Origin of the sequence: Oceanobacillus oncorhynchi (genome assembly GCF_000821065.1) — a bacterium.
Classification (GTDB): Bacteria; Bacillota; Bacilli; order Bacillales; family Amphibacillaceae; genus Oceanobacillus; species Oceanobacillus oncorhynchi.
The window spans coordinates 3,187,254-3,211,868 of sequence record NZ_CDGG01000001.1 but is presented as its reverse complement, the minus strand read 5'-3'; the positions used below and the strand labels follow the sequence as shown (position 1 = coordinate 3,211,868).

Genomic DNA, 24,615 nt, shown 5'->3' with positions numbered 1-24,615 from the left:
GATTTAATTTGATAAAAGACATTCCAGCACCACAACGCAAACTATCCAAATATAGTATCAAGGTTTGGCTTATGAATGAAGTCCTTTCGAATGTAATTGGTTTAGGTATACTTGGTCTATTCCTCTATCTTAGCTATTATTTTTCATGGAGAGAATGGATAGTTTGGATCATCATGGGGCTGATTTTGTTCACGATTATTGATATGAGCTTCACCCCTTTCAAGCTCCAAAGACGGTATCAGCATTGGCGTTTTGGGGTCAGTGAGGAATTTTTACAATTAAGGTCAGGAGCGCTTTTTCAAAAACATCAGATGATACCCATGACGAAGATCCAATCCGTATCCATTCATCAAGGACCATTCATGAGAAAATATCAGCTTTATCAGCTGAAGGTCAACACGATAACAACAAAGCATACCATTCCCGCCTTAGATGAAACAGAGGCCATGGAACTGCGACAGCAAATCGCAACCTATGCGAATGTAAAGGAGCGGGACGCATGAATCAAGAAAAACGGTATCATCCCCTGCTTATGATCTACGATATTTGGCGCTTGATTAAAAACATGTTCTTCTTATTCTTGTTTTTATTTATTATTCGAGCAAATTCTGATTTTTGGCTGTTTACCTATGGACGTTTGGCAATCGTTTTGATATTTATGCTTATTCTTTTGGCCATTCCCATTCGATGGTTTACCAGCAAATATAAAGTTGGAAATGAAAATCTGCAGCTAAACCGGCGTCTCGTGATAACAAGCAGCCGAACGATACCCTATGCAACAATTCAGCATACCAGGCGGAAAGCTTCCCTATTCCATCGCATGGTCAACATGACCTCACTTACGTTGGAAACGAGTACAGCTGGAGATAATAGCACGGTAACCTTTCATGTTCTAACACAGAAAGAAGCACAGGAAATGGAAAAACACATTCGTGCAACAAGAAGCTTGAACCGTTCAGAAAATACCTATGAGAAAGAATTCCCGGGCCCGGTATCTGAAAACATTCAAACAGATACGTATAATGCAGATCCTATCGTTCATTTCTCGCCGACAGCCTATGATATTTTCAAAGCTTCCTTAGCATCCTTTAGTTTTATAGCTGTGTTTCCCATTGTATGGTCGCTTCTATCAAACTTCATACAATTCTTTTCTTTCGGCGCACAAGCGGAAGATGTGTTCACCGATATTCTGGACGCTTGGCCCTGGTGGATTATTCTCGTTTCCATCATCTTGATCATACTGATTGCGATAGCTGCCGGCACCGTGTTAACCATATTTCGATTTGGCAAATATGAAATTGCTTCTGATATCGAAAAGATTTACGTTACACAGGGATTTTCAGAGAGAACTACCTTTCGTATTTCCAAAGCAAATGTGCAAGCTGTCAGCGTACATCAATCATGGATCAAACGAGCTCTTGGAATTGCGGAAATAAAATTGATTTGTGCAGGAAATACAGGCAGTGAAGATGCAGAAGTGAACAGACTGTATCCTTTTCTTCCTGTACAGCGTGCATACACAATGATTGAAGAAATATTACCGTCTTATCAGGTAACTTCAGAAATGAATCGTTTGCCTAAACAAGCTTGGCTGCTTCAGATGCTAAAGCCCAGCTGGGTTTGGATGATTGCAACAGGCTTGCTTTATTATGTTAAACCTGACTTTTTAGGCTTGGAAATACCCTGGTGGATATTTTCTGTCTTTATTTTCATTCTGGTAATCATGTCAAGACTGCTTTATTTCTATCAGACGCGCTATACAGTGAACGACTCCATTGTACAGATTAAGACTGGCGGTTTTAATACAAAATTTTTCTTATCTAAGAGAACTAAAATAGCGGAATTGCAGCTGACACGTCATATCGTACAGCAAAAGCTGGGATTAGCTTCTATCGTAGTAAGCAATCGCGCAAGACCTGTTATGTATACAAGGATCAACAACCTTCCCATTGGATGGTGCCAAGATTTTAGCAGATGGTATACGTTAAAGAGATAGTGCATCCGCATTTATTTAGAGTTGAAAGCTTCTGCTTACATCTCAAAACAGGCGTGATTCCTCCATCATAGAATGACAGAGGAATCACGCCTGTTCCTTTCATGAAGCACTATTTTTGCTTTTTAAAAGAAGTAAAAAAGAACCTTGCTTCCTATTGCTAATAATAAGGAAACATAAGAAAAAACCTGTTCAGCTTTCGTTTTATTTCTGACAAAACAAATGATACTTATCATCAAAAAATAGAATGGGAAAAATCACGGATATATTTCTGGAAAAGCGGCAGGTTTCATGATGGCCATGATACCTGTTAAAAAATAGATATTCGTATTCCTTTTTCCTTCCATGCGGGCATTTTGTTTATCCTAACAGATCCTTCATATCCTACACAAATGATGTAAATAATAATTTTTAGGGTATAACATAGTAAGGTAACCGTAAATAACGATGAATGATGTATTGAAGGAGGGTGATATATCATGAAAATATTCCAAAGTATCTTATCTGGTTTCTGCTTTGTAATGATTTATGTCCTTATTATACTTTGCGCACCACTCATTCTAACATTACTTCATCTGTTAGGTCTGCCTCAGCATGCTTCTATCTTTGGCTCCGGTTTATTTGAAATGGAGACGAGTCAAGGCGGATTTTACTCTCAAATATCTTTATTAGGATGTTTTCTCTCCTTTTTCACGGGGGCAATCTTTTACTATATTTTATATCCGATAAAGGAAAAGCGCAGAAAATAATAGCCGAATTGTCTATTTTAATAAACGCAAAAAGTTTCCCCTGACCTTTCCGTTAATGGGAAGGTCTGAGGAATCTTTTGATAAAGAAACGCATACCTATTGCCCGCTGTTTTTCTGTATAATCCCGCTTTCCAATATTTGAATAATTCTTTCTGTCTCTATCTCTTCTTCATCCCAATTTATTTCCGGAAGAAACACATAACGCGCCACAATATACGATAAGATCGATGTAGCAACCGTGCGTATAATTGTGTCTGTCTTCATGTCAGCCAGCTGTCCTTTGTCTTGATAATACGTGACGATTTCCCTCAGTTTATCAAAAATATCATTCCCTACATATTCAATAAACTTTTCTTTTAAATCGGGATGAAACGGAATTTCTTGCACTAAAATCTTTAACATCGGCAAATTCTTTTGGATGAATTCTTTTCGATTCTCAATCATCGCCCGAATAAAATCTTGAATATATTCAAATTCCTGATCAAGCACCTTATTCAGATCTTTTTTTATCATGGGAGCAAGCCATTTCACCATCATTGGCGAAACAACCGCCATCAGCAGTCCTTTTTTCGATTTAAAATGCTTAAAAATCGTTCCTTCTGCCACCTCTGCTTTCGTGGCAATTTCACTCGTTGATGTGCCTGCATACCCTTTTTCTGCAAATAAATCCGTTGCAGCTTCTAATATTGCGATTTGTTTTTTCGTTAATTTTGGTTCATTGTTTTCCATTTTAACTCGCCTCTTATCACGTTAGACATATCTATCTATACTATATCGGATAAGTTACTGGTTTGTCATGAATAAAGGGATGATTTGATAACTTTATTCGCAGCTTGGTTGCAAAGTGGATTGATTGTTTGATAGCTCTTTCCATCTCTAACAGATTTGTCTCATCTACCGAATAATCTAAAAGCTTATTACAATCCTTCAAATCAATAATTGCTTGTTTTTATATCCTGCTCTTCACATTATTCTTTGGGAAATCTTCTATATCCTTATACATCTCTATAAGCACATTTCTTTAACAAATCATTTTAATTGTAAAGCTTGCTTCTTATAATCAAAAAAATTCATTTTGAAATAAAATGAAACTTCGCCAATATGATAAACTTGCTTTAAGTATCAAGATAAAACGAAATGTCAATTAGTGGAGTTTTCAGAATCATTAACAATGATAATAAATTTTTTATTATGAAGGGACGTGATTTTTTGAAGTTTATTGACATGAACGGTAAGAAGATAGAAATTCTATCTAAAAGGAATGGTAAACCAGCAATACTTATTTTGGCTGGAATGGGGTCTCCTTTTTATGAATGGGAAGAAATTATCTCTGCTCTCGAGGAAAACAGTCAAATTATCATGTTTCATCGTCCAGGGCTAGGTGAAAGTGAGTTCACTAATACAAAAAAGTCTACTGAAAATGTTACAAAAGAAATTATACAGATACTAGAGAAATTAAATATAACCGAGCCTGTCGTTCTTATAGGACATTCCTATGGCGGTTTATGTGCACAGCATTTATCAAAAATATATCCAAATAAAATAAGAGGATTATTACTATTAGTGATGTTAGTCTAATAATTGGACATACCAAATGGGGTTTTTTATACTAAATATAATAATCTTTAGGAGTGTCCAGGATGGTAAAACGATATGATAAAGAATTTAAAGTATATGCAGTAAAATTGGTAGTGGAAGATGGAAGAAAAGCAACCGAAGTAGCAAGAGAATTAGACTTAGTACCCCAGACGCTGCACAAATGGGTAGCCAGGTATAAGGAAGAACAAGAGGATAGTTTTGTAGGTAGCGGAAACCGCAGCCCCAAAGATCAAGTGGAATATGAAAAAGATAAGCGAATCCGTGATTTGGAAGAGGAGGTAGCTATCTTAAAAAAGGCAATGGGCATCTTCGCCAAAAAGTAGAGGTAATCTATGCATTTATCCATAAACACCGCCACGAATTTCGTGTCGAGAAGATGTGCCAAGTATGAGGTGTTTCCAAGAGTGGCTATTATGAGTGGAGAAATCGTCCTGTCAGCGATCGAGCCAACCGTAAACAAAAACTGACGGCCCGAATAAAACGTGTATTTATTGAGTCGAAAAAAAGATATGGAAGTCCTAAAATCACCCAGGTTTTACGTGGTGAAGGGACACCTGTTTCCCAAAAAACAGTGTCTCGTATTATGAAGGAAAATGGCTTGCATTCGAAAACGGTGAAGAAATATAAAGCGACAACGAATTCCAAGCATTCGCACCCTGTCTATCCGAATTTACTAAACCAAAATTTCCAGGCAGATAAACCAGGAAAAGTATGGGTAAGTGATATAACTTACATTTGGACCAAAGAAGGATGGCTGTATTTAGCGACCGTAATGGATTTATTTTCTAGAAGGATTATTGGCTGGGCAATGAGTCATCGGATGACCAAAGAATTAACACTCACAGCTTTAAGACGGGCTATTAATCAGCAAACGCCGCAAGAAGGCTTGATTCATCATTCCGATAGAGGCAGTCAATATGCAGCTAAGGAGTATCAAGCACTAATAAGAAAACATCATATCATCACAAGCATGAGCCGGAAAGGCAACTGTTATGACAATGCTTGTATCGAATCAATGCATTTGATACAAATGCTGAATAAATTTAATCAAGACAAATAACACCAAAATATAGATGGCAACCAGCAGCCGGAAGGAGACATCTGCACTAAATGGCAATTGAACAAATACTTCATCGTCTAATAAATTCCCCACAGCAATCAAGAATGACATGAATCCAAAATAAATTAATTAGGTTTGCCGCTTCCCTTTATTCATAAGGAAAATGGCAAAAGCATACAGGGCATGCAAGAATAGAATGATAATAACGGTTAACTGAAGGAAGCGGGACAGATTGGTTTCCTGATTGACATCTTCTGCCGTTCCATAGGAAACCGTCTGATCTACTCCACCTGCAAACGGAAGCTCATGATTCGAAATTTGCAAGATAATTTCCAGTTCACGCTTATCCGGATCCGCATAAAACAGACTGGTAATCGGCCCGCGGATATGTGACTGTTCCGTTTTCTCGGCAGTTGGGTAATTCACCGATTCTACAAGCTGACCATTTACCCTGATATTAACTGCCGTATGTATGTTATTCAGACGGAGTCCCAGAAAAGGAGGACTCGCATCCGGTAGCAACACCTTCAAATAATAACTGCCATATCCCAAGCTGTTTTCCTGATTTGCATTAACCATCCTCAGCTCATTTTGCCAATCACCAGGAACCTGAATCAACGTTTGGTCCGCCGCAGAAGAATTAGCTGGTGTATCTATGAATTGATTGGGGTAAAAAACCCACCCCCCATTAAAGAAATCGTCTCTTTGTCAGAAAAATCCCAATCTGTTAAATCAAGCACGCCCTCTGTGATGACAGGCTGCTCTCCTTTGTTATGGTAATTAATCCACATGAATCGAAAACTGATCAGGCACGTAAAAAATAATAATAAAATGGCAAAAACCTTGAAGTATGTATAGGTATTCTTATTTTTCATCGCAGCGACCGCCCTGCCGTTATTTGTTAAAGAACAGCCTTTTTTATAAGAATCAGCACCCATTGAGGGGTGCTGAACGACAGCAAGATTGCTCCATTCCAGAACATCTCACTTCACGACTTGGCCAATTCTTTTATATTTTTTAGAATAAAATCTATCATAAAAAGCATGGTATATTAACAAGATTCTCTCTTTTTCTAGTATTATAGCAAATAATACTACATAAAACCCTGCAGAATGAATATAAAGTCATGAAAAATACCTATTCCCTATTTTATAAAAGACAGTTGTCACTCATATAAATACATACCATAACAAGATTTTTTTATTCCATTTCTTTAAAATGTTCTTCAATCACATACGCTGTTTCTTCAATCGATTTATCTGTCACATCAATCGTAAAAATACCAAATCGTTTGAAAACCTGTTGTGAATAGTCGAGTTCGTTATATATTTTTTCTAAATCGGTATAACTGGTGGAATGATTTAAACCTAATGAATCTAAACGATTACTTCTAATTCTAGATAAATTATCTGGATGGCAAACTAACCCCACCAGCTTATGCGGATCTACATCTTCCAGTATCTGTGGTAAGGGAACCTCCGGAATCAGAGGTAAATTGGAAACTTTATACCCTTTATTCGCTAAATACATACTTAATGGTGTCTTTGAGGTTCGTGATACACCTAACAACACTAAATCGGAATCTATAAAGCCTTGCGGGTTCTTGCCATCATCATATTTGACCGCAAATTCAATAGCTGCGATGCGGTTAAAGTATTCCGTATCTAATTTATGAACTGTTCCAGGTTCTTCAATGGGACTTGAACCGGTTCTTGCTTGAATCATTTCAAAAAATGGGTGCATCAAATCTAAATACATGAGACCTGTCTGCTGACTGAAATTTCGGGCAGTTTCAGCTAGACGATGATTAACTAAGGTGCTAACAACAATCGCTTTATCCTTTAAGGCATCCTGCAAAATTCCCAATAACTCCTCTTCTCGATTTACTAATGGAAAGCGATAGCTTTTATTAAAATTCAAATCCGGATATTGTGCACTGACGGCTGTTAGTAACTTTTGTGATGTTTCTCCGAGTGAATCAGAAATAGAGTAGATGATGATTTCATTTTTCATAATAGATGGATATCCCCTTTTATTTATTTATTTATTTAATTCTGCATTTCTGGCTTGCTGCGTAATGTAATTAAGTATTCGAGACTTCGTAATTTTACCAATCACTTTTTTGTGATTTTCTTCTTCAACGACTGGCAGTGAATCAACTTCAAAATCTTGTAAGATAGTGGCTGCTTCCAGTATATTGATATTTTTTTGACAGACTTTAATATGCGGCATTCGTGTCATACACACTACAACTGGCGTATTATCAATATCTGAATTTAATGATGCCCTTAATAAATCCTTCCTGGATAAAACACCCACGAGAAGTTTTTCTTCATCCAACACGTACAGGGAACCAACATCATAAATAAACAAATTAGTGATAGCATCTCGAATCGATGTATTTTGGTTAATCACTAAGGGTGGAATCATAATTTCATCGATTTTCGTATCAAAGGTCTTAAAAAAGAAAAAGGCTTCTAAATCCGAACCTGAATACGTATAGCCGATTTTAGGTGTAGCTTGTAAAACACCTGCTAATGTCAAAAACGATAAATCTGAACGTAACGTAGCTCTAGAAACATCTAACAGCTCAGATATTTTTTCCCCGCTGACCGGCTGATAATCTTTTACTAATTGGATGATTTGTTCTTGTCTTTCACTTAATTTCATACTTGGACCTCCAAATAAAGCTATCAAACAATGTTAATATTTTATTTTCATTATACACATATTAATGAATCTTTTAAACTAATAATCACATATTTATGTATTGACACACATATTTTTGTCATATATGATGATTATTAAATAAATGTGACATACAATTAAATCATTGGAGGTTTCTTATGGAAAAATTAATTTATACATTTGATGAAGGACGAAGCGGGAACAAAGAATTGCTGGGCGGCAAAGGAGCCAATCTTGCAGAAATGACTCATTTGGGATTACCTGTACCTGAGGGCTTTACGATTACTACAGAATGTTGTATGAATTATTTAGCAGATGCTTCCTTTTTTGAAAAGCAATTAAAAGCAGAAGTTTTGAAAGCGATTCAAAATTTAGAGTCAGAAACAGGGAAATCTTTTACATCTACTGAAAATATTCTATTAGTTTCTGTTCGAAGCGGCGCTGTCTTTTCCATGCCCGGCATGATGGATACCATTTTAAATCTTGGCTTAAATGATCATAGAGTTCAAGATTTTGCCAAATTGACCAATGTGAACTTTGCCTATGACTGCTACCGCCGTCTCTTGCAAATGTTCGGTGATGTCGTTTACGGAATCCATAAAGAACAATTCAATGTGTTGCTGCATCAAATGGAGAAGCGTTTGAATAAAAAAGTAACTGATTTTAACGAAGCAGAGCATGTAGAATTGATTGAATCGTATAAGAATTTGTTCTCTAAGAATAAAGTAGCCTTTCCACAGGATCCAATGGAGCAATTATTCGAAGCAACGAAGGCTGTTTTCAAATCCTGGAATAACCAGCGGGCGAAGGTATATCGCGACCTGCACAATATTCCTCATCATTTAGGAACAGCGGTTAATGTCCAGTCAATGGTCTTTGGCAACAGCGGTGAGGAAAGCGGAACAGGAGTGGTCTTCACTCGCAATCCTTCTGTCGGTGATAATAAATTATTTGGTGAATTTCTAATCAATGCGCAGGGAGAGGATGTCGTTGCAGGGATTCGTACACCGGAGCCGATTGAATCTTTGCAAACCATTTTGCCAGAAGCTTATAATGATTTTATTAAACATTCTCATAAACTGGAGCAGCACTATAAGGATATGCAGGATATCGAATTTACAATCGAAAATGGTAAGCTGTATATTCTGCAGACCAGAAATGGAAAACGCACCGCCAAAGCTACCTTGAAAATAGTTTTAGATTTAGCAGCTGAAGGTTTAATCTCAAAGGAAGAAGCGATTATGCGCGTCTCTCCTGAGGTGATCGATCAATTGATTCATCCGGTCTTTGATACCGAAAAACTGACAGCAGTGGATGCTTTCGCAACAGGTTTACCTGCCAGTCCAGGCGCAGCAACCGGATCAATCGTCTTTACAGCTGATAAAGCAAAAGAATACACTGCTTTAGGAAAAAAAGTGATTCTGGTTCGTCAAGAAACCTCGCCAGAAGATATTGAAGGCATGGTGGTCAGCGAAGCAATTGTTACGAGCCGCGGCGGAATGACATCGCACGCAGCAGTTGTTGCCAGAGGAATGGGAACTTGCTGTGTCACCGGCTGTGAAGCATTAACAGTCAATGAAAGTGCCAAAACTGTATTATGTGGTAACCATACCCTGACGGAAGGCGATATGATTTCTGTTGACGGCAGTACTGGAAGTTTATATCTAGGGGAAATCCCGACAATTGTTCCTGAAAACGATCAGAGCTTGCAGCAATTACTTACTTGGGCAGACGAATGCGCTGAGTTGAAGGTTCGTGCGAATGCTGAAACATTACAAGACTTACAAACAGCGATTGATTTTGGTGCAACAGGAATTGGTTTAGCCCGAACAGAGCATATGTTTTTTGGGGAAGAGCGTGTACTGGAAATGCGCCGCTTGATTCTCGCTAAAGATGAAGAGGAAGTCCAGGCCGCTTTAAATAAATTACTAAGCTTCCAGCAAGAAGATTTCTATCAAATGTTAAAAACAGTTCAAGATAAACCAATGGTGATTCGTTTGCTTGATCCGCCAATGCATGAATTTTTGCCGCATGATGCCAATGAAATCAAGTCATTGGCTGATCAACTAAACAGATACCCGTCTGCTGTGGAGAAACAAATCGAAAAATTACAAGAAACCAACCCAATGCTGGGACATCGGGGCTGCCGCTTAGGTATTACTGAACCACTTATTTATCAAATGCAAGTCAAAGCGATTTTCAATAGTGCCATTCAATTAGCAAAAGAAGGCTTGACGATTTGTCCAGAAATCATGGTTCCTTTAATTTCAGAAAAAGCCGAGCTGGACTACGTTAAAAGCTTTTTAACCGAAACCATCGAAGCTACATTCAAGGAGCATCAAATGGAGCCCTTCCCTTACGAAATCGGGACCATGATCGAATTACCGCGCGCATGTATCATTGCTGACCAATTAGCAGAAAATGCCGATTTCTTCAGCTTCGGTACCAATGATTTAACTCAAATGACATTTGGATTTTCTCGCGATGATATCGGTAAGTTTATCAATACCTATAAAGAAAAACAGATTATGCAGCAAGACCCGTTCCAGGTTCTGGATCAAAGCGGTGTCGGCGAATTGATTAAGCTCGCTGTCGACAAAGCAAGACAAACGAAAGAAAACATGATGATCGGTATTTGCGGCGAAGTTGGCGGCAATACAGAATCGATTGCTTTCTTCCAACAAATCGGCATTGATTATGTTTCTTGTTCACCATACCGTATTCCAGCCGCTCGTTTAGCTGTAGCGCAAGCAGTATTAAAATAGAAAAACATACTATAAAAAATAGCAGCACAGACCAAAGCCATGGTCTGTACTGCTATTTTTTATAGTAGAGATGAAGGAAAGCTGACCAGCTCCTTGGAATCATTGTCAAATTCGGATTATAAATCAGCTTAGCCTCCCCTCTTATTTGAACCAGCATAAAATTAGCTTTAATATCCTTTTTGAATATCCACCTTATTTTCCAAGTCCTGCCCTGCTTCCACTCTTTTCAGGGTGTCAACAAAGCAATCCGCCGCTTCTTTTGCCGTTGTCACAGCAGATATATGAGGTGTTATTGTAATAGCAGGATGCTCCCAGAATGGATGCGATGCAGGCAACGGTTCTTCATGGAAAACATCCAGTACAGCAAACCGTACTTGCTCCTTTTCCAAGGCAGCCAGCAAATCCGCTTCAGCAACAGACTTTCCTCTTCCTGCATTGATAAATCCAATATTGCTCGTTTGATCAAATAAGCGTTTATCAAATAAATCTGCTGTTTTCTCTGTTAACGGCAATGTATTGATTACATAATCCGCTTCTTTTATAAATGAAAAATGGGAGTCAATAGCTGCAACTTGGTTAAAAGGTGCCTTCTGTTTTCCGCTTAAAGAAATGCCGTACACTTTCATTCCAAATCCGGATAGAATCTCTGCCAGTCTTCTGCCGATTTCACCGGTTCCGTAAATCACTGCTGTTTTCTCACTCAATAATACAGGAGAAAATTCCTTCCAGACCTTCTCCCCTTGCTGGGCTGCAAACGTCTGGTGCGCTTGGGTATCCCTTAACATATAGCTTAAGCAATATTCCCCGATGCGCTGTCCAAACGAGCAGACAGTACGTGTTAATAATACATTTTCATTCCAATTCTGATCATACAAAAATCCATCGACACCGGCGCCTAGAGAATGTACCCATTTCACTTTGCTGTAGTCCGTATCCTTCCGCAGCTGAAACCCGCAGAGAGCATCCGCCCATTCCAAGTCTTCCTCTGTTAAAGCGTCCTCTGTTATGTAACGAATTTCTTTATCCAGATTATAATGTTCTATGTGTTTTTCCAGTTCTTTTACCATTGGACTGGCAATAATGATTTTTTGAATGTTCATATTAACCTTCTCCCTTCTCTCTTTATTATAGAGGATTATTTTATTTTTTGAAAAATATCCATCATAATACTTTTATAATTCTGTTATTTATTTGGAAATACTCTATCCAAAATATATTCCGTTAAATAGGACTAGTCAATATATGTAAATATTGATATACTGAACATTTCATATTCCAGTATATAGGAGTTTACAAATCATGAAAGATGTTTTTTTAACCGTATTATTTTGCATGATAGCTTCCATTGCCGTCATAACCTTTTTCCCTTTTATAGCCAACCTGTTTACTGTTGGGAACTTACGCGGATTCTTTGATTTAACTATTTTCTTTCTGCTGGTCGTGATATTAAAGATTTCACTTGATAACAAAAAGAATCATGAAAAATGATGAATCACAGAAGTATTGTTAATCAAGAAATCCAGCAGGTTGACTTTTCAATTTTAATCGTTTACTATTGTTGTTAATTTAAAATCTAATTCGATGACGGGAAAGAGTAATTATCTCCTTCTTATCTACAGAGAGTTGACCCTGTGCTGAAAGTCAACGTTAAGAAAGCTAATGAAAATCCTCCCTGAGAAGCAAAGTTGAAGAGAAAAGTGGAAAGTGCCCGTTTAAAAACATAGAGATTGGAGCGGCACAACTGAGATAAAGGAAACACGGTGAGGTGACGAACCGATGTTGACTTATCGTAGGGCGTGACGTGAAATCTCTAAAGTTTGACGCTTGGAACTAGACAGTACATTAAACTTTGACGGCATTCTACCGATATCCAGAACGCGTATGATAGTACGTAGTGAAAATCCATTCCGAAAACCACTGCTTATGTTGGTTTTTTTATTTTTATGAAGAATGTAAGCCTCCCGATTCTCTCTGCGCAGAATCGGGATTTTTTAATTTTGATAATGAGGTGAAAAAAATTGAAGGAATCAAGTGCAGCTCGTGAATTAAGAATTCGAAACCAATGGGAAAGAGATCATACTTTCCAGCACTCTATTTCCAACAGAGAAGGTAAAGAAACCTTTGTTTTTTACGAAGGACCGCCGACAGCTAACGGACTGCCGCATGCCGGCCACGCTCTAGGCAGAACCATCAAGGACTTTGTAGCAAGATATAAAATCATGTCAGGCTATCAGGTTTTACGAAAAGCTGGCTGGGACACCCATGGATTACCTGTTGAATTGGAAGTAGAAAAACAATTGAATATCCGCGGCAAGGAACAAATTGAAGAATATGGTGTGGAGAACTTTATCGCGAAATGTAAAGAAAGTGTTTTCACCTACGAAAATGAGTGGAAGCAATTCACCGATGCGCTTGGATATTGGATAGATATGGAGAACCCTTATGTCACACTGAACAATGCGTATATCGAATCGGTGTGGCATATCCTTTCTGACATTCACAAGAAGGATTATTTATATCAAGGTCATCGTGTTGTTCCTTATTGTCCCCATTGTGAGACGTCTCTAAGTTCTCATGAAGTGGCTCAAGGATATAAAGACGTCACTGATTTATCTGCTACTGCCAAGTTTCAGATTAAAGGAAAAGACAATGAATATCTATTAGGCTGGACAACAACACCTTGGACACTTCCAGCCAATGTGGCTCTCGCAGTGAATCCGGAAATGGAGTATATGCGTGTGCAGCAGGGAAATGAAATATATATCGCAGCAAAATCATTAGTCCAAAATGTGATGAAGGAAGACTATAACGTCTTAGAAATTATCAAAGGACAGGATTTAATTGGTCTCTCCTACCATCCTCCATTCAATTTTATCACTGTTTCTAACGGATATGTCGTGATTGGTGCAGATTTTGTGACAGATACAAGCGGAACTGGGATTGTTCATGTAGCACCGGCCATGAAACTCCTCCTTCAATAATTTGAAAGCGTGTCTTACTTTACATGATAAAGTGCGAATTCTCCATTAAACGAAGAATTCGCACTTTATCATGTTAAATTATTTCAACACTTAAGCAAACGCTTACAATACTTCAAATAACCTTTGTTCCGCTTTTAGATGATCGGGAACTTTCTTCTTGTCGTGTTTCCCAATAATCCGCATTCTTAATTCCTAGCTTTACTGGATCAAACACAGGATCTTTACCTGCTTTTTTCTGTTCTTTATAATCCTTTAAAACCTTGAGTGCTACCCCAGATAACAGCAACGTGCTGATTAAGTTCAAATACGCCATGCTTCCTAATCCGATGTCTCCCATTGCCCATGCTGTAGATGCGGAAACAATAGCGCCGACAAAGGCAAAAATAAGTATGCCTATACGTAACGGAAATAAAAATAATTTTTCCTTTTTATTGGAATGGCCAATAATATACGTAGCACTAGATTCTGTTTTATAATAGTAAGTTATCATTGTGGTAAAACAAAAGAAAAATAAGGCAATAGCCATAAAAGCAGATCCAATACCCGGCAAAACGGTATCTACTGCCAGCTGCACATTTACTGAGCCAGCTTCTACACCAGGAACATTCACGACAGATGCTGCCCCTTCTACATTGTACATCCCTGTAATAAGAATCATAAAGGCAGTTGCCGAGCATATAATCCAAGTATCTACATACACAGCCAGCGCCTGAACCAGCCCCTGCTTTGCCGGATGAGATACTTCAGCAGCAGCTCCTTCGTAAGTTTCTGAACCTGCTCCTGCAGCATTCGAGAAAAATCCTCTTTGAACCCCCCATGATATAGCCGCTCCTATCATGCCACCAAACGTTGCTTCTGCACCAAATGCACTCGATATAATCAATGAAAACAAATCTGGAATAGCCCGAAAATTAAGCCCTAAAATAATAATACAGACTATAATGTAACCAATTGCCATAAAAGGTACTAAATACTCCGCAGTTTTAGCAATTCTTTTTACACCGCCAAAGACACATAACCCCATTAAAAGAACAAGGATAATCCCAATAACATATGGCGGAATCCCAAAAGCTCCCTCCATTGAAGCCGCAATCGTATTAGATTGAATATTCATCAGAAAAAATCCTGTTGCCAAAGTTGTTAATATTGCAAAAATAATACCCAGTTTTCTAAATCCAAGACCTTTTTCAATAAAATATGGCGTCCCGCCACGCAATTCTCCATTCACTTTACTTTTATAAACCTGCGATAATGTAATTTCAATAAAACTTGTAGCTGCTCCAAAGAAAGACATTACCCACATCCAAAATACTGCTCCCGGTCCCCCAAGTGTGATTGCTGTTGCAACTCCTGCAACATTACCAGTTCCGATTCTGCTCCCCAGTGACATTGAAATTGCCTGGAAGGAAGACACGCCGGATTCAGAAGATCTTCTCACAAACATTAGCTTGATCATATCTTTTAAATGTGTCACTTGCACAAATCTGGTCATAATAGAAAAGAATAAACCAATCACTAAAAAACTGAAAATAAAATACTGATTCCAGACAGCTCCGCTTAACCAATCTATAAATGCGCTCATATAACTCTCCCTTATCTATTTCAGATTTTTTAATCTTACTGCGATTTCCTCTGTTAGCAGTTATCTAAAGTCATTCGATTCTATTGGTTTTCTATAACTATGTCCGAACTAACTACATTTTCTCTATCCTGGAAATGATCCATAATTATTTTCGTCATATCTTTTGGACTTGCGTAGCTTTTCCGTTCTGCCGGCTTATCCTCCCGCCAGAGGCTGGTGTTCATATTCCCCATGTATGCCGCAAGCACTCTAATATCTGTGTCTTTTGTTAAATCCGTTAATGCTTCTGAAAACCCCCGCATTCCAAATTTACTGGTACTATATATGATTTCATCTGCTTTGGCAGCTTTTCCAGAATTGGAAATAATATTTAAAATATCTCCCTTATTCCTGCGTTGCATATCTGGTAAAACTTCTTTGGTGCAATAAATCGCTCCTTTTACATTTGTATCAATCAACAAATCGACTTCTTTATTATCCATTTCAGCTAATGATTTAAAAATACCGACCCCTGCATTATTTACGAGACAGTCTATGGAATCATGTGATTCATCTATTTTCTTGAATACTTCTGTCACACTTAAGGAATCTGTAATATCCACTTCAAAGATGGAAGATTTTCCTTTTAAATTTTGGGACACCTCCTCTAATTTATAACGCGTCCTGCCTAACAGACATACCTTATAATCAAGTTCAGAAAAAGCATACGCTAATTCTGAACCCAGACCGCTTCCAGCACCTGTAATAACCACTGTTTTCATAAAATCGACCACTCCTAAAAACCGAATGAACCCGTATGCTTTCTTAACCTGCCCCAAAAGAATCTAAAGACACCATTAAACTAAACTGGGCCAACCAGCAAACGCTTACAATACACTAAATAACTTTTCGTTCTTTTTTAGCCGGCTGCACACTTTCCTCTTGTTCCGGTTCCCAAAAATCTGCATTTTTAATTCCAGCTTTCAACGAATCAAATACTGGATCTTTTCCTTGTTTTTTCTGCACATCATAATCCTTTACGGCCTTTAAGACTGGTTTTGTCAGAAATAGCAATGCTATCATGTTTAACCAAGCCATGACCCCAAACCCTAAGTCGCCAAAACTCCATGCCAGGGCAGCTGAATTTGTACTATTATAAAAAACGGTGACTAACAGGCCGCATTTCAAGACAGTTAATGGCCACTGCAGCTTTTTTTTACGGTTACTGTTAAGATAGGCCAGACTGGTTTCCGCTTTATAGGAGTACGTAATCAAACTGGTAAATGCAAAGAAGAAGATCGCAACAGCAACGAAAGGTCCCCCTAATCCCGGTAAAATCGTTTCAACGCTTAATTGAACGTTGTTGGAACCTGCTTCCACAGCACCAATATTGTTCTCAACCATCGTGCCATCATCCAGCTGAACATTATACATACCAGTAATCAAGACCATAAATGCTGTAGCAGAACAAATAACCAGGGTGGTGATATACACGGATAATGCCTGCACTAATCCTTGTTTAACAGGATGGGAAACTTCTGCTGCTCCTGTTTCAAAGGTTTCACTTCCAAAGCCGGCGGCATTCGAAAAGGCTCCTCTTTGTACGCCCCAGGCGATTGCTGAACCTATGATTCCGCCAAATGTTGCACTTGGATTGATTGCGCTGGAAACAATTAATGAAAGTACATCTGGTATGGATGTGAAATTAACAGCTAAAATAACAACACATACGCCGATATAACCAATTGCCATAACTGGAACAATCGTCTCCGCCGTTTTTGCAATTCTTTTTACCCCTCCAAAAATAACAACAGCCAGTAAAATCACGAGTAATATACCTGTTATTGCCGGAGCTATACCAAATGCGTCATCAAGAGAAAGCGCTATAGTATTTACTTGAATCCCCGGGACAAGAATCGTCATAGAAACCATGGTCACGGCTGCAAAAATGACAGCAAACCATTCTTTCTTTAACCCTTTACCAATATAATACGGGACGCCTCCGCGGTATTCCCCATCCTGCTTCACTTTATAAATCTGTGCAAGCGTGGTTTCCATAAAAGCAATACTGGCAGAGAAAAAAGCCAAAATCCACATCCAGAATACAGCTCCCGGACCCCCTAATGTGATTGCAGTCGCTACACCGGCTATATTACCAATACCAATTCTGCTTCCAATCGACATCGATAATGCTTGAAACGAAGAAATACCTGCCTCCGACTTTCCGCCAGTAAATGTCAGTTTAAACATGTCCTTAATATATCGAAAATGAATGAAACGCGTTGCTATGGAGAAAAACAATCCCAGTGCCAGAATAAAAATAACCAACGCTGGACTCCATACAATATCGTTTAATCGCCCTATAAATTCACCCATGTTATCCCCCTTGTTCACGGGCCTAAAAACTAGAATCCATTTTAGGCCCCGCACCAGAAAATCGGTTAATATACTTTATATGCCTGACCCGTTTGCGCTCCAAAGACACTTTTTCGATAAGCTAAGCCAATCCGTTTGGAAGAAACAGGTTCGAACCCTTGGAATAGTTTACCATATTTTTCTTTTGATTTCTCCAGCATCGATGGACTGACATGATTAATCCGGATTCCACGCGGCATTTCAATGGCTGCTGATTTAACAAACGCGGATACACCGCCATTGGCCATCGCCGATGAGGATGCAGTTTTCAATGGATCATCCATCAAAACACCCGTTGTAAGCGTAATGCTTCCGTTATCTCTCAGATAATGTAAACCGATTAATACTACATTTACCTGTCCCAGCTGCTTGCTGTTTACCGCAATCATATTCTGTTCCGGTGTCAGTTCATCCACTGTGGCAAAATGGGCCGAACCTGCAGCGCAAATGATGCCATCCACCTGTCCTACCTTTTCAAAAAGCGCTCTGATGCTCTCTTCTGAAGTAATATCTACTGGATATTCTGAAGAATTCCGGCTGGCTTGGATGATTTCTGCATCGTCCTTTAATTCTTCATACGCTACTTCTCCGATGGATCCGGTTGCTCCGACTAATAGTATTTTCATGATTATCTCTCCTCTTCTAACTATAGTTCTAATTTTCTGTGTACAGTATCTCATAGTGTTTTTTAAAATGCATAGATTCTAGCTCATTCCGTTTTTAGATAACTATTCAACAAGATAAATTTATTTTCATGCTTTATTTTGAGGCGGGAGGTTTACGGATGTTTTTCCTTGATAAATTTTGAAAAGTAGAGGCAAAAAAGAATTCCTATTATTTAAAGCAATAAGAAAAACCAAGGAGAATACTTGGTCCTTAAAACACAGCTGTTCTTGCTAAAGAGATGTCCGCTGCGGGAAGTCGCTTTCCGCGGGCAACGGCTCAGTCTCCTCGGAAGAAAACCGCTTCCTGCCAGGTCTACCTGTTGCTTTTCCCGCAGGAGTCGACAACATCCGCTCCCATCTAAGAAGAAATATGTTTATTTGTTTTCTTCTTACAAAGAAATGACGCTAATTCTAGCGACGTTTTTGACGGGACGAGTAATCGCAGTCCCAGAAGAAATACACGGAGACTCCTGTGGGAATGCGCAGGGCGAAGACCCCGCAGAAAAAAGCGAACTTCTTTTTTCGAGGAGGCTGAGCTCAAGCCCACGGAAAGCGGAGTGTATTTCTGGGGTTGCGATTACTCACCCCATGAAACCCGTTGGAGCGGCTATCTTCAGCTTTTTTATATACTTTCCTATTCTTTAAATAAAAACTCCATCCATCTTATATATTTCTAAAAGGCATAAGATCGATGGAGCACTCTATATTTACTTTATAAATAAACTTAATATTAAAACAACTGCTAATCCAGTTAATCCAACTAACGTTTTCATAACTGTCCAAGACTTTAACGTGTCGGCTACACTCATTCCAAAATATCTATTCGCCATCCAAAAACCGGAATCATTCACATGAGAAAAAGCAGTCCCTCCACAAGCAATTGCGATTGTTACCAATCCTAGCATTGGTTCACTGACATCAAAATGCTGGATTAAAGGTGAAACCAGACTGGCAGCAGTAATCATTGATACTGTTCCTGATCCCTGTGTAATTCGAATTAATGCTGCAGTGATAAATCCGAATAAGATAATCGGCATATTAATTTGCTGCATTGAATCTGCAAGAATGTCTCCAATTCCAGTAGCTATCAACGTTTGTCCAAATACTCCTCCAGCACCAGTTATCAAAATGATTATCCCTGCCGGTTCTAAAGCTCTTGTAGTTATTTTTTGCAGTTCCCCTTTAGTAAAACCTCGCCTTGTTCCATATAACCATATGGTTAAAAGACTTACAATTAATAAGGCAATGATAGGATTTCCAATAAACATCAGAATTTCTCTAACTATATTCCCTTCATCCAATAATAAATCTGCCGTAGTATTTCCTAAAATTAAAATCAGCGGTGCAATCAACATAATAACAACACCGGCAAATCCCGGCAGTTTATCTGGATCATAGTTTACCTCTGATTCTTTAAAATGTTCAGGAACATCTACATGAATTTTTTTCGATATAAATTTTCCAAAAAGCGGTCCGGCAATTATCATGGCTGGGATACCTGCAATTACTCCAAATAAAATGACATAACCCAAATCAGCACCGATTATACTTGCAGTTGCAATAGGTCCGGGTGTTGGAGGAATAAACGTATGCGTAACACTAAGACCAGCTGTTAAAGGAATTCCATAATAAAGTAATGATTTTTTTGATTTCCTTACTAAGGCATAGGTTAACGGAACCAATATGACGATAGCAACATCAATAAAAACAGCTATAGAAATCAGAAATCCGCTTGCCCCTAGCGCCCAGACAATATTCTTTTCTCCAAATTTGTCCATCAAGGTTAAAGCCAATTTTTCAGATGCCCCGGATGCTCTCAATACTTCCCCGAATATTGTTCCAATTCCAATAATTAATGCCACAAAACCAAGCGTACCACCCATCGCCTCTTCGATATGTGCCAATAATTCCTGCGGCGGCATGCCAACAGCTAGCCCTACAAATAAGCTGGCTATAATCAGGGCTAAAAAGGCTTGAAGCTTTGTTCTGATAATCAGAAAAAGTAATATTACCATCGCTAGTATTCCTACCGTAATAATCCACGCAGTACTTTCCATAAAATATTAATCCTCCTTCTTTTATATACTGCTCTATTCAAGGGTATTCACTAGATTACTATTGCTTAAGGGAGTAAAAAATCAAAATCACACCCCTCTGAGGCTTGAAGAACATGATTTCTGTATAACTGGGGATAGCCTCGTCCTTCTTTAAATACAGGAGGCTTCCAAAACTCTTTTCTCTTTTGTAATTCATCCTCAGAAACCAGTACTTCAAGAATTCCATTTTCTATATCCAAATGTATCTTATCTCCATTTTTCAAAAGACCTAACGGCCCTCCAACAGCGGCTTCAGGTGCAGCATGAAGAACCACGGTACCGGAAGCCGTTCCACTCATCCGGCAGTCTGAAATTCGAACCATATCCCTGATTCCTTCTTTTAAAAGTTTTTTGGGAATAGGGATCCCTCCCGCTTCTGGCATTCCAGGCGCACCAACGGGTCCGGCATTTCTTAATACCAACACGTTGCTTTCATCTACCTGCAAATTATCATCATTTATTTTCTCCTCCATCTCTTGTATGGAATCAAATATGATAGCTTTTCCAGTATGCTTCATTAATTTAGGGTTTGCTATTGCTTTGGGCTTTATAATTGCCCCGGAAGGTACTAGATTCCCTTTTAATAATTTAATCCCTCCATTTTTATAAAGCGGCTTATGAAATGGTTTAATTATCTTTCTATATTCTTCTATTACTTCTGCACCTTCAATATTTTCTCCAAGCGTTTTATTCGAAACCGTTAATTCTTCTAAATGCAGCAGCTGTTTTAACTCTGTTAATAATGCAGAAACGCCTCCCGCATGATAAAATTCTTGCATTTGGAATTCTCCTGCCGGTCTTAAATTAGCTAATATCGGAGTTCTTTGCGATATTTTTTCAAAGTCATCTAATGTTAAATCAATCCCAAGTCTTTTAGCTATTGCTATTAAATGTATAACCGTATTGGTTGAACCGCCTACTGTCATTAAAGTGGTGATAGCGTTTTCAAATGAATTTTTCGTAATAAAATCGGCAGGTTTTATATCTTTTTCCACTAAATTAACGATAGCTTTTCCTGTTTCTTTTGCCATTCTTAATCGTTCATTCACTGTAGCTGGAGGAGTAGAGCTCCCTGGAAGCATGATGCCTAATGCCTCTGAACAAGCAGCTATCGTACTCGCTGATCCCATGACCATACAATGTCCATTTGTTGGAGCTAATTGGGCATTTATCTCGGATAATTCTTTCTCCGAGATTGTCCCTGCCTTGTATTCTTGCCAATAATGTCTACAGTCACTGCAGGCTCCCAGAGTCTTCCCTTTATATTCACCATTTTCCATCGGACCTCCAGTAAATAGAATGGCAGGTTTATTGGCACTAAAAGCTCCCATCAATTGTCCTGGGGCCATTTTGTCACAGCCTCCAATAAGAACAACACCATCAATAGGCTGTGCACTTATCATTTCTTCCGTGTCCATCGCTACTAGATTTCTATACAGCATCGTAGTAGGACTGGTAAACATTTCTCCAACAGAAATCGTTGGAAATTCAAGAGGAATCCCTCCTGCCATTAAAATTCCATTTTTTATAGAATTAATTATCGGTTTTAAATGTGCATGACATCTGTTGATTTCACTAAACGTATTACATATCCCAATAATAGGCTTATTATAATCATTCTCGTCATATCCAAGATTTCTTTGAAACGCCATTTTTATATACTCACTAAATCCTTTGTCTCCATATGATGTAACCCTTTTCAAAACAGTTCACCTCGTTGTTAAAAATTAAGAAATTTAGAATAACAAATTTAAAGCTAATTCTTCATTTGATTCCATATGCGCCTGCATGTACATCTTTGCCTGACTGCTATTTCTAGTTCTGATTGCTTCCGCTATCATCAAATGATAATGTGCTGCCTTTTCAATCATTCCTGGAACATTGGTATGTTTTCTTCCCATCGATAACTGCTCTTGAAAATCCTCATAAAATTTTATCGTATAAGCATTATGCGTTGCTTTAGCTATTAATAGATGAAAAGTTAAATCCTCTTCTTTGGTGTCTTCTCCTTTTTTAGCTAACTCCGCCATCTTATTTGCTGACTCAACAATTAAATCAATCTCAAATTGAAATGCTTGTACTGCAGCAATTCCAGCAAAAGAAGGTTCCACCATTGTTCTAAAACTGGTTAAATCCATTAAATCTCTTACTTCTGATTTCGATATAGAGTCATTGCTTCTTTTTGCATCGTATGTAACAAATGTGCCTCTTCCTTGCTCGATTTTAACAAAAGACTGGCTTTGCAGCGCTCTCAATACCTCTCTGACAGTAGACACGCCAACATCATACTTATCAGATAACTTAGCCAAAGAAAGTAACTTTGTGCCTTCCTCAAGACTTCCGCTCATAATTTCGTCTTTTAATTTATCGTATACTGTGTTAAAATTCCCTCTCAAAAAGATACCTCCTCTCAACTTATCTGATGAATATAATATACATCAGATAAGTTAGCTTTGCAATATACTATTTTAAAAATTATAAAATCTATTTTACTTATTTGATGACTAGAAGCTTGCTTACAAACAAAAAAAAGAAGCCGCTGCAAAAATACAGCGACCTCTCTTTCTCCTTACACCCATTTCGTCGTAATAACTTTCTTTCTCGTATAGAAATGTAACCCGTCTTTCCCATTGGCATGTAAATCCCCATAAAACGAATCCTTCCACCCGGAGAAGGGGAAAAATGCCATTGGCGCCGGTACACCAATATTCACACCAAGCATTCCTGCATGAATGGTTTCCCGAAATTGACGGACGCTTCCCCCATCTCTGGTAAAAATACATGCTCCATTCGCAAAGCGTGATTGATTAGACAGTTCAATTGCTTCACTTAAATCCTTCACACGAGCGATAGATAATACAGGCGCAAAAATCTCATCCTGCCATATCTTCATTTCCGAAGTAACTTGATCAAAAATGGTCGGACCGACAAAATAGCCTTTTTCCTTCACAGCTTCATCTTTTCGGCCATCCCGGACCAGATTAGCCCCTTCTTCTTGTCCAGCTTCGATATAGCTTAACGTACGTTCTTTATGCTTGTCACGTATCACTGGTCCAAGGAAAATTCCTTCATCTAAACCATTACCAATTTGAATTCCATTGGCTTTTTGTGTCAAAAGCTTGATAAATTCATCTGCAACGCTGTCCTCTACTGCTACTACAGAAGCTGCCATACAGCGCTCGCCAGCCGAACCAAATGCCGCATTCATAATTTGTGTTGTAGCATTATCCAGGTTGGCATCCTGCAGAACAATCGAATGATTCTTTGCGCCTGCCAAAGCCTGTACCCGTTTTAAATTATCCGTCCCGCGCTTGTAGACATACTCGGCCACCGGCTGCGAACCGACAAATGAAATCCCTGCCACTTGCGGATGATCTAATAATCCGTTTACGACATCGTGTGCGCCGTGAACAATATTGAACACACCGCCCGGGAGACCAGCTTCTTCCAGTAATTCCGCTAAACGATTGGCAAGCAGCGGTGTCCGTTCAGAAGGCTTCATTACAAACGTATTTCCAGTCGCAATCGCCATCGGAAACATCCAGCACGGCACCATCATTGGAAAATTAAACGGTGTGATTCCTCCAATAACTCCGATTGGATAACGGTATAATCCGGATTCCAACTCTGTTGCAATCGAAGCAAGCTGCTCTCCCATCATCAATGACGGCGCTCCTGTTGCGAATTCTACATTTTCGATTCCTCTTTGTACTTCTCCATACGCTTCCGCAAAGTTTTTACCATTTTCAAGAGTGATCAGCTTTGCCAGTTCCTCATGATTATCAACAAGAAGCTGCTGGTATTTAAATAGAATCCGGGCACGTTTTGGTACCGGAATTTCTTTCCAGGTTTCAAATGCCTCTGCAGCTGTTTCTATTGCATAATTAATATCCTCTAAAGTAGATAACGGCACGTGAGCAAGCACTTCTCCTGTCGCCGGGTTCACTACCTCTTCTGTTTTTGCTGTTTTCGCTTCGATCCATTTTCCGCCTACATAATTTTTTAATGTTTCTACTGTTGTCTGTGTCAATGAAAAAACCTCC

At 38.7% G+C, this 24,615-nt stretch carries 20 protein-coding genes and 2 pseudogenes; 8 read left to right on the top strand and 14 right to left on the bottom strand.

The window, feature by feature from the left end; genetic code table 11:
• Positions 1-8 precede the first annotated feature (8 nt).
• From BN997_RS15410 to BN997_RS15400, 3 genes are all read left to right on the top strand, one after another.
• A complete protein-coding gene (locus BN997_RS15410) occupies positions 9-503 on the top strand; it encodes a PH domain-containing protein (protein ID WP_042533574.1) in 495 nt (164 codons plus the stop codon).
• Positions 500-1,996, top strand: a complete 1,497-nt coding sequence (locus BN997_RS15405; protein WP_042533573.1) for a PH domain-containing protein — start codon at positions 500-502, stop codon at positions 1,994-1,996. Before BN997_RS15410 ends, BN997_RS15405 begins: the two co-directional genes overlap by 4 nt.
• 476 nt (positions 1,997-2,472) lie before the next feature.
• Positions 2,473-2,742 (top strand): hypothetical protein, encoded by a 270-nt coding sequence (locus tag BN997_RS15400; protein WP_042533572.1) that lies wholly within the window; start codon positions 2,473-2,475, stop codon positions 2,740-2,742.
• A 96-nt stretch (positions 2,743-2,838) separates the two neighbouring features.
• On the opposite strand, the gene BN997_RS15395 is transcribed toward BN997_RS15400, so the two are convergent.
• Positions 2,839-3,471 carry a TetR/AcrR family transcriptional regulator gene (locus BN997_RS15395; protein ID WP_042533571.1) on the bottom strand — a complete coding sequence of 211 codons (633 nt, stop codon included), beginning with the start codon at positions 3,469-3,471 and terminating at the stop codon, positions 2,839-2,841.
• A gap of 408 nt (positions 3,472-3,879) precedes the next feature.
• Between BN997_RS15395 and BN997_RS15390 the strand changes: the two genes are divergently transcribed.
• Together BN997_RS15390 and BN997_RS23870 are read left to right on the top strand one after the other, a co-directional pair.
• Positions 3,880-4,320, top strand: a complete 441-nt coding sequence (locus BN997_RS15390) for an alpha/beta fold hydrolase (protein ID WP_052485039.1) — start codon at positions 3,880-3,882, stop codon at positions 4,318-4,320.
• A 62-nt stretch (positions 4,321-4,382) separates the two neighbouring features.
• Positions 4,383-5,368 (top strand): annotated as a pseudogene (locus BN997_RS23870) (IS3 family transposase); the annotation flags it as partial.
• A 162-nt stretch (positions 5,369-5,530) separates the two neighbouring features.
• Here BN997_RS23870 and BN997_RS15375 read toward each other — a convergent pair.
• The 4 genes from BN997_RS15375 to BN997_RS15360 all read right to left on the bottom strand — a co-directional run bounded on the left by BN997_RS15375 (position 5,531) and on the right by BN997_RS15360 (position 8,071).
• Positions 5,531-6,019, bottom strand: coding sequence for a hypothetical protein (locus BN997_RS15375; RefSeq protein WP_042533570.1), 489 nt, complete (start codon positions 6,017-6,019; stop codon positions 5,531-5,533).
• Between the two features lie 35 nt (positions 6,020-6,054).
• Positions 6,055-6,276 (bottom strand): hypothetical protein, encoded by a 222-nt coding sequence (locus tag BN997_RS15370; protein ID WP_139089104.1) that lies wholly within the window; start codon positions 6,274-6,276, stop codon positions 6,055-6,057.
• A gap of 325 nt (positions 6,277-6,601) precedes the next feature.
• Positions 6,602-7,414: a pyruvate, water dikinase regulatory protein gene (locus BN997_RS15365; protein WP_042533568.1), complete on the bottom strand. Its 813-nt coding sequence runs from the start codon at positions 7,412-7,414 to the stop codon at positions 6,602-6,604.
• Between the two features lie 27 nt (positions 7,415-7,441).
• Positions 7,442-8,071: a CBS domain-containing protein gene (locus BN997_RS15360; RefSeq protein WP_042533567.1), complete on the bottom strand. Its 630-nt coding sequence runs from the start codon at positions 8,069-8,071 to the stop codon at positions 7,442-7,444.
• A gap of 176 nt (positions 8,072-8,247) precedes the next feature.
• On the opposite strand from BN997_RS15360, the gene ppdK reads away from it, so the two are divergent.
• A complete protein-coding gene (gene ppdK / locus BN997_RS15355; RefSeq protein WP_042533566.1) occupies positions 8,248-10,854 on the top strand; it encodes a pyruvate, phosphate dikinase in 2,607 nt (868 codons plus the stop codon).
• A gap of 167 nt (positions 10,855-11,021) precedes the next feature.
• Here the strand turns inward: ppdK and BN997_RS15350 are convergent, their stop codons facing one another.
• Entirely contained in the window at positions 11,022-11,954 is a 933-nt protein-coding gene (locus tag BN997_RS15350) for a D-2-hydroxyacid dehydrogenase (RefSeq protein WP_042533565.1), read from the bottom strand.
• 199 nt (positions 11,955-12,153) lie between these two features.
• Here BN997_RS15350 and BN997_RS15345 point away from each other — a divergent pair, with 199 nt between their 5' ends.
• Entirely contained in the window at positions 12,154-12,342 is a 189-nt protein-coding gene (locus BN997_RS15345) for a hypothetical protein (RefSeq protein ID WP_042533564.1), read from the top strand.
• A 530-nt stretch (positions 12,343-12,872) separates the two neighbouring features.
• Positions 12,873-13,814: pseudogene (locus tag BN997_RS15340) on the top strand (class I tRNA ligase family protein); the annotation flags it as partial.
• A gap of 133 nt (positions 13,815-13,947) precedes the next feature.
• Here BN997_RS15340 and BN997_RS15335 read toward each other — a convergent pair.
• The 8 genes from BN997_RS15335 to BN997_RS15295 all read right to left on the bottom strand — a co-directional run bounded on the left by BN997_RS15335 (position 13,948) and on the right by BN997_RS15295 (position 24,602).
• Positions 13,948-15,417: an alanine/glycine:cation symporter family protein gene (locus BN997_RS15335; RefSeq protein WP_042533562.1), complete on the bottom strand. Its 1,470-nt coding sequence runs from the start codon at positions 15,415-15,417 to the stop codon at positions 13,948-13,950.
• Between the two features lie 80 nt (positions 15,418-15,497).
• Complete coding sequence (locus BN997_RS15330) at positions 15,498-16,178, bottom strand: SDR family oxidoreductase (RefSeq protein ID WP_042533561.1); 681 nt, start codon at positions 16,176-16,178, stop codon at positions 15,498-15,500.
• Between the two features lie 115 nt (positions 16,179-16,293).
• Positions 16,294-17,772 carry an alanine/glycine:cation symporter family protein gene (locus BN997_RS15325; RefSeq protein ID WP_042533560.1) on the bottom strand — a complete coding sequence of 493 codons (1,479 nt, stop codon included), beginning with the start codon at positions 17,770-17,772 and terminating at the stop codon, positions 16,294-16,296.
• A 65-nt stretch (positions 17,773-17,837) separates the two neighbouring features.
• The gene (locus BN997_RS15320) at positions 17,838-18,437 is read right to left on the bottom strand and encodes a short chain dehydrogenase (protein WP_042533559.1); all 600 of its coding nucleotides are present in this window, start codon (positions 18,435-18,437) and stop codon (positions 17,838-17,840) included.
• A 746-nt stretch (positions 18,438-19,183) separates the two neighbouring features.
• The gene (locus BN997_RS15310) at positions 19,184-20,533 is read right to left on the bottom strand and encodes a GntP family permease (protein WP_042533557.1); all 1,350 of its coding nucleotides are present in this window, start codon (positions 20,531-20,533) and stop codon (positions 19,184-19,186) included.
• Between the two features lie 65 nt (positions 20,534-20,598).
• Entirely contained in the window at positions 20,599-22,275 is a 1,677-nt protein-coding gene (locus tag BN997_RS15305; RefSeq protein ID WP_042533556.1) for a dihydroxy-acid dehydratase, read from the bottom strand.
• Between the two features lie 33 nt (positions 22,276-22,308).
• The gene (locus BN997_RS15300) at positions 22,309-22,968 is read right to left on the bottom strand and encodes a FadR/GntR family transcriptional regulator (RefSeq protein ID WP_042533555.1); all 660 of its coding nucleotides are present in this window, start codon (positions 22,966-22,968) and stop codon (positions 22,309-22,311) included.
• Between the two features lie 173 nt (positions 22,969-23,141).
• A complete protein-coding gene (locus BN997_RS15295) occupies positions 23,142-24,602 on the bottom strand; it encodes a CoA-acylating methylmalonate-semialdehyde dehydrogenase (protein WP_042533554.1) in 1,461 nt (486 codons plus the stop codon).
• Positions 24,603-24,615: the final 13 nt, after the last annotated feature.

What these genes read in the sequence shown, in the direction of transcription:
- BN997_RS15405 (WP_042533573.1), top strand. Translation starts at nt 500, where the DNA reads ATGAATCAAGAAAAACGGTATCATCCCCTGCTTATGATCTACGATATT.
- BN997_RS15400 (WP_042533572.1), top strand. Translation starts at nt 2,473, where the DNA reads ATGAAAATATTCCAAAGTATCTTATCTGGTTTCTGCTTTGTAATGATT.
- BN997_RS15395 (WP_042533571.1), bottom strand. Translation starts at nt 3,471, where the DNA reads ATGGAAAACAATGAACCAAAATTAACGAAAAAACAAATCGCAATATTA.
- BN997_RS15390 (WP_052485039.1), top strand. Translation starts at nt 3,880, where the DNA reads ATGTCAATTAGTGGAGTTTTCAGAATCATTAACAATGATAATAAATTT.
- BN997_RS15370 (WP_139089104.1), bottom strand. Translation starts at nt 6,276, where the DNA reads ATGAAAAATAAGAATACCTATACATACTTCAAGGTTTTTGCCATTTTA.
- BN997_RS15365 (WP_042533568.1), bottom strand. Translation starts at nt 7,414, where the DNA reads ATGAAAAATGAAATCATCATCTACTCTATTTCTGATTCACTCGGAGAA.
- BN997_RS15360 (WP_042533567.1), bottom strand. Translation starts at nt 8,071, where the DNA reads ATGAAATTAAGTGAAAGACAAGAACAAATCATCCAATTAGTAAAAGAT.
- ppdK (WP_042533566.1), top strand. Translation starts at nt 8,248, where the DNA reads ATGGAAAAATTAATTTATACATTTGATGAAGGACGAAGCGGGAACAAA.
- BN997_RS15350 (WP_042533565.1), bottom strand. Translation starts at nt 11,954, where the DNA reads ATGAACATTCAAAAAATCATTATTGCCAGTCCAATGGTAAAAGAACTG.
- BN997_RS15345 (WP_042533564.1), top strand. Translation starts at nt 12,154, where the DNA reads ATGAAAGATGTTTTTTTAACCGTATTATTTTGCATGATAGCTTCCATT.
- BN997_RS15335 (WP_042533562.1), bottom strand. Translation starts at nt 15,417, where the DNA reads ATGAGCGCATTTATAGATTGGTTAAGCGGAGCTGTCTGGAATCAGTAT.
- BN997_RS15330 (WP_042533561.1), bottom strand. Translation starts at nt 16,178, where the DNA reads ATGAAAACAGTGGTTATTACAGGTGCTGGAAGCGGTCTGGGTTCAGAA.
- BN997_RS15325 (WP_042533560.1), bottom strand. Translation starts at nt 17,772, where the DNA reads ATGGGTGAATTTATAGGGCGATTAAACGATATTGTATGGAGTCCAGCG.
- BN997_RS15320 (WP_042533559.1), bottom strand. Translation starts at nt 18,437, where the DNA reads ATGAAAATACTATTAGTCGGAGCAACCGGATCCATCGGAGAAGTAGCG.
- BN997_RS15310 (WP_042533557.1), bottom strand. Translation starts at nt 20,533, where the DNA reads ATGGAAAGTACTGCGTGGATTATTACGGTAGGAATACTAGCGATGGTA.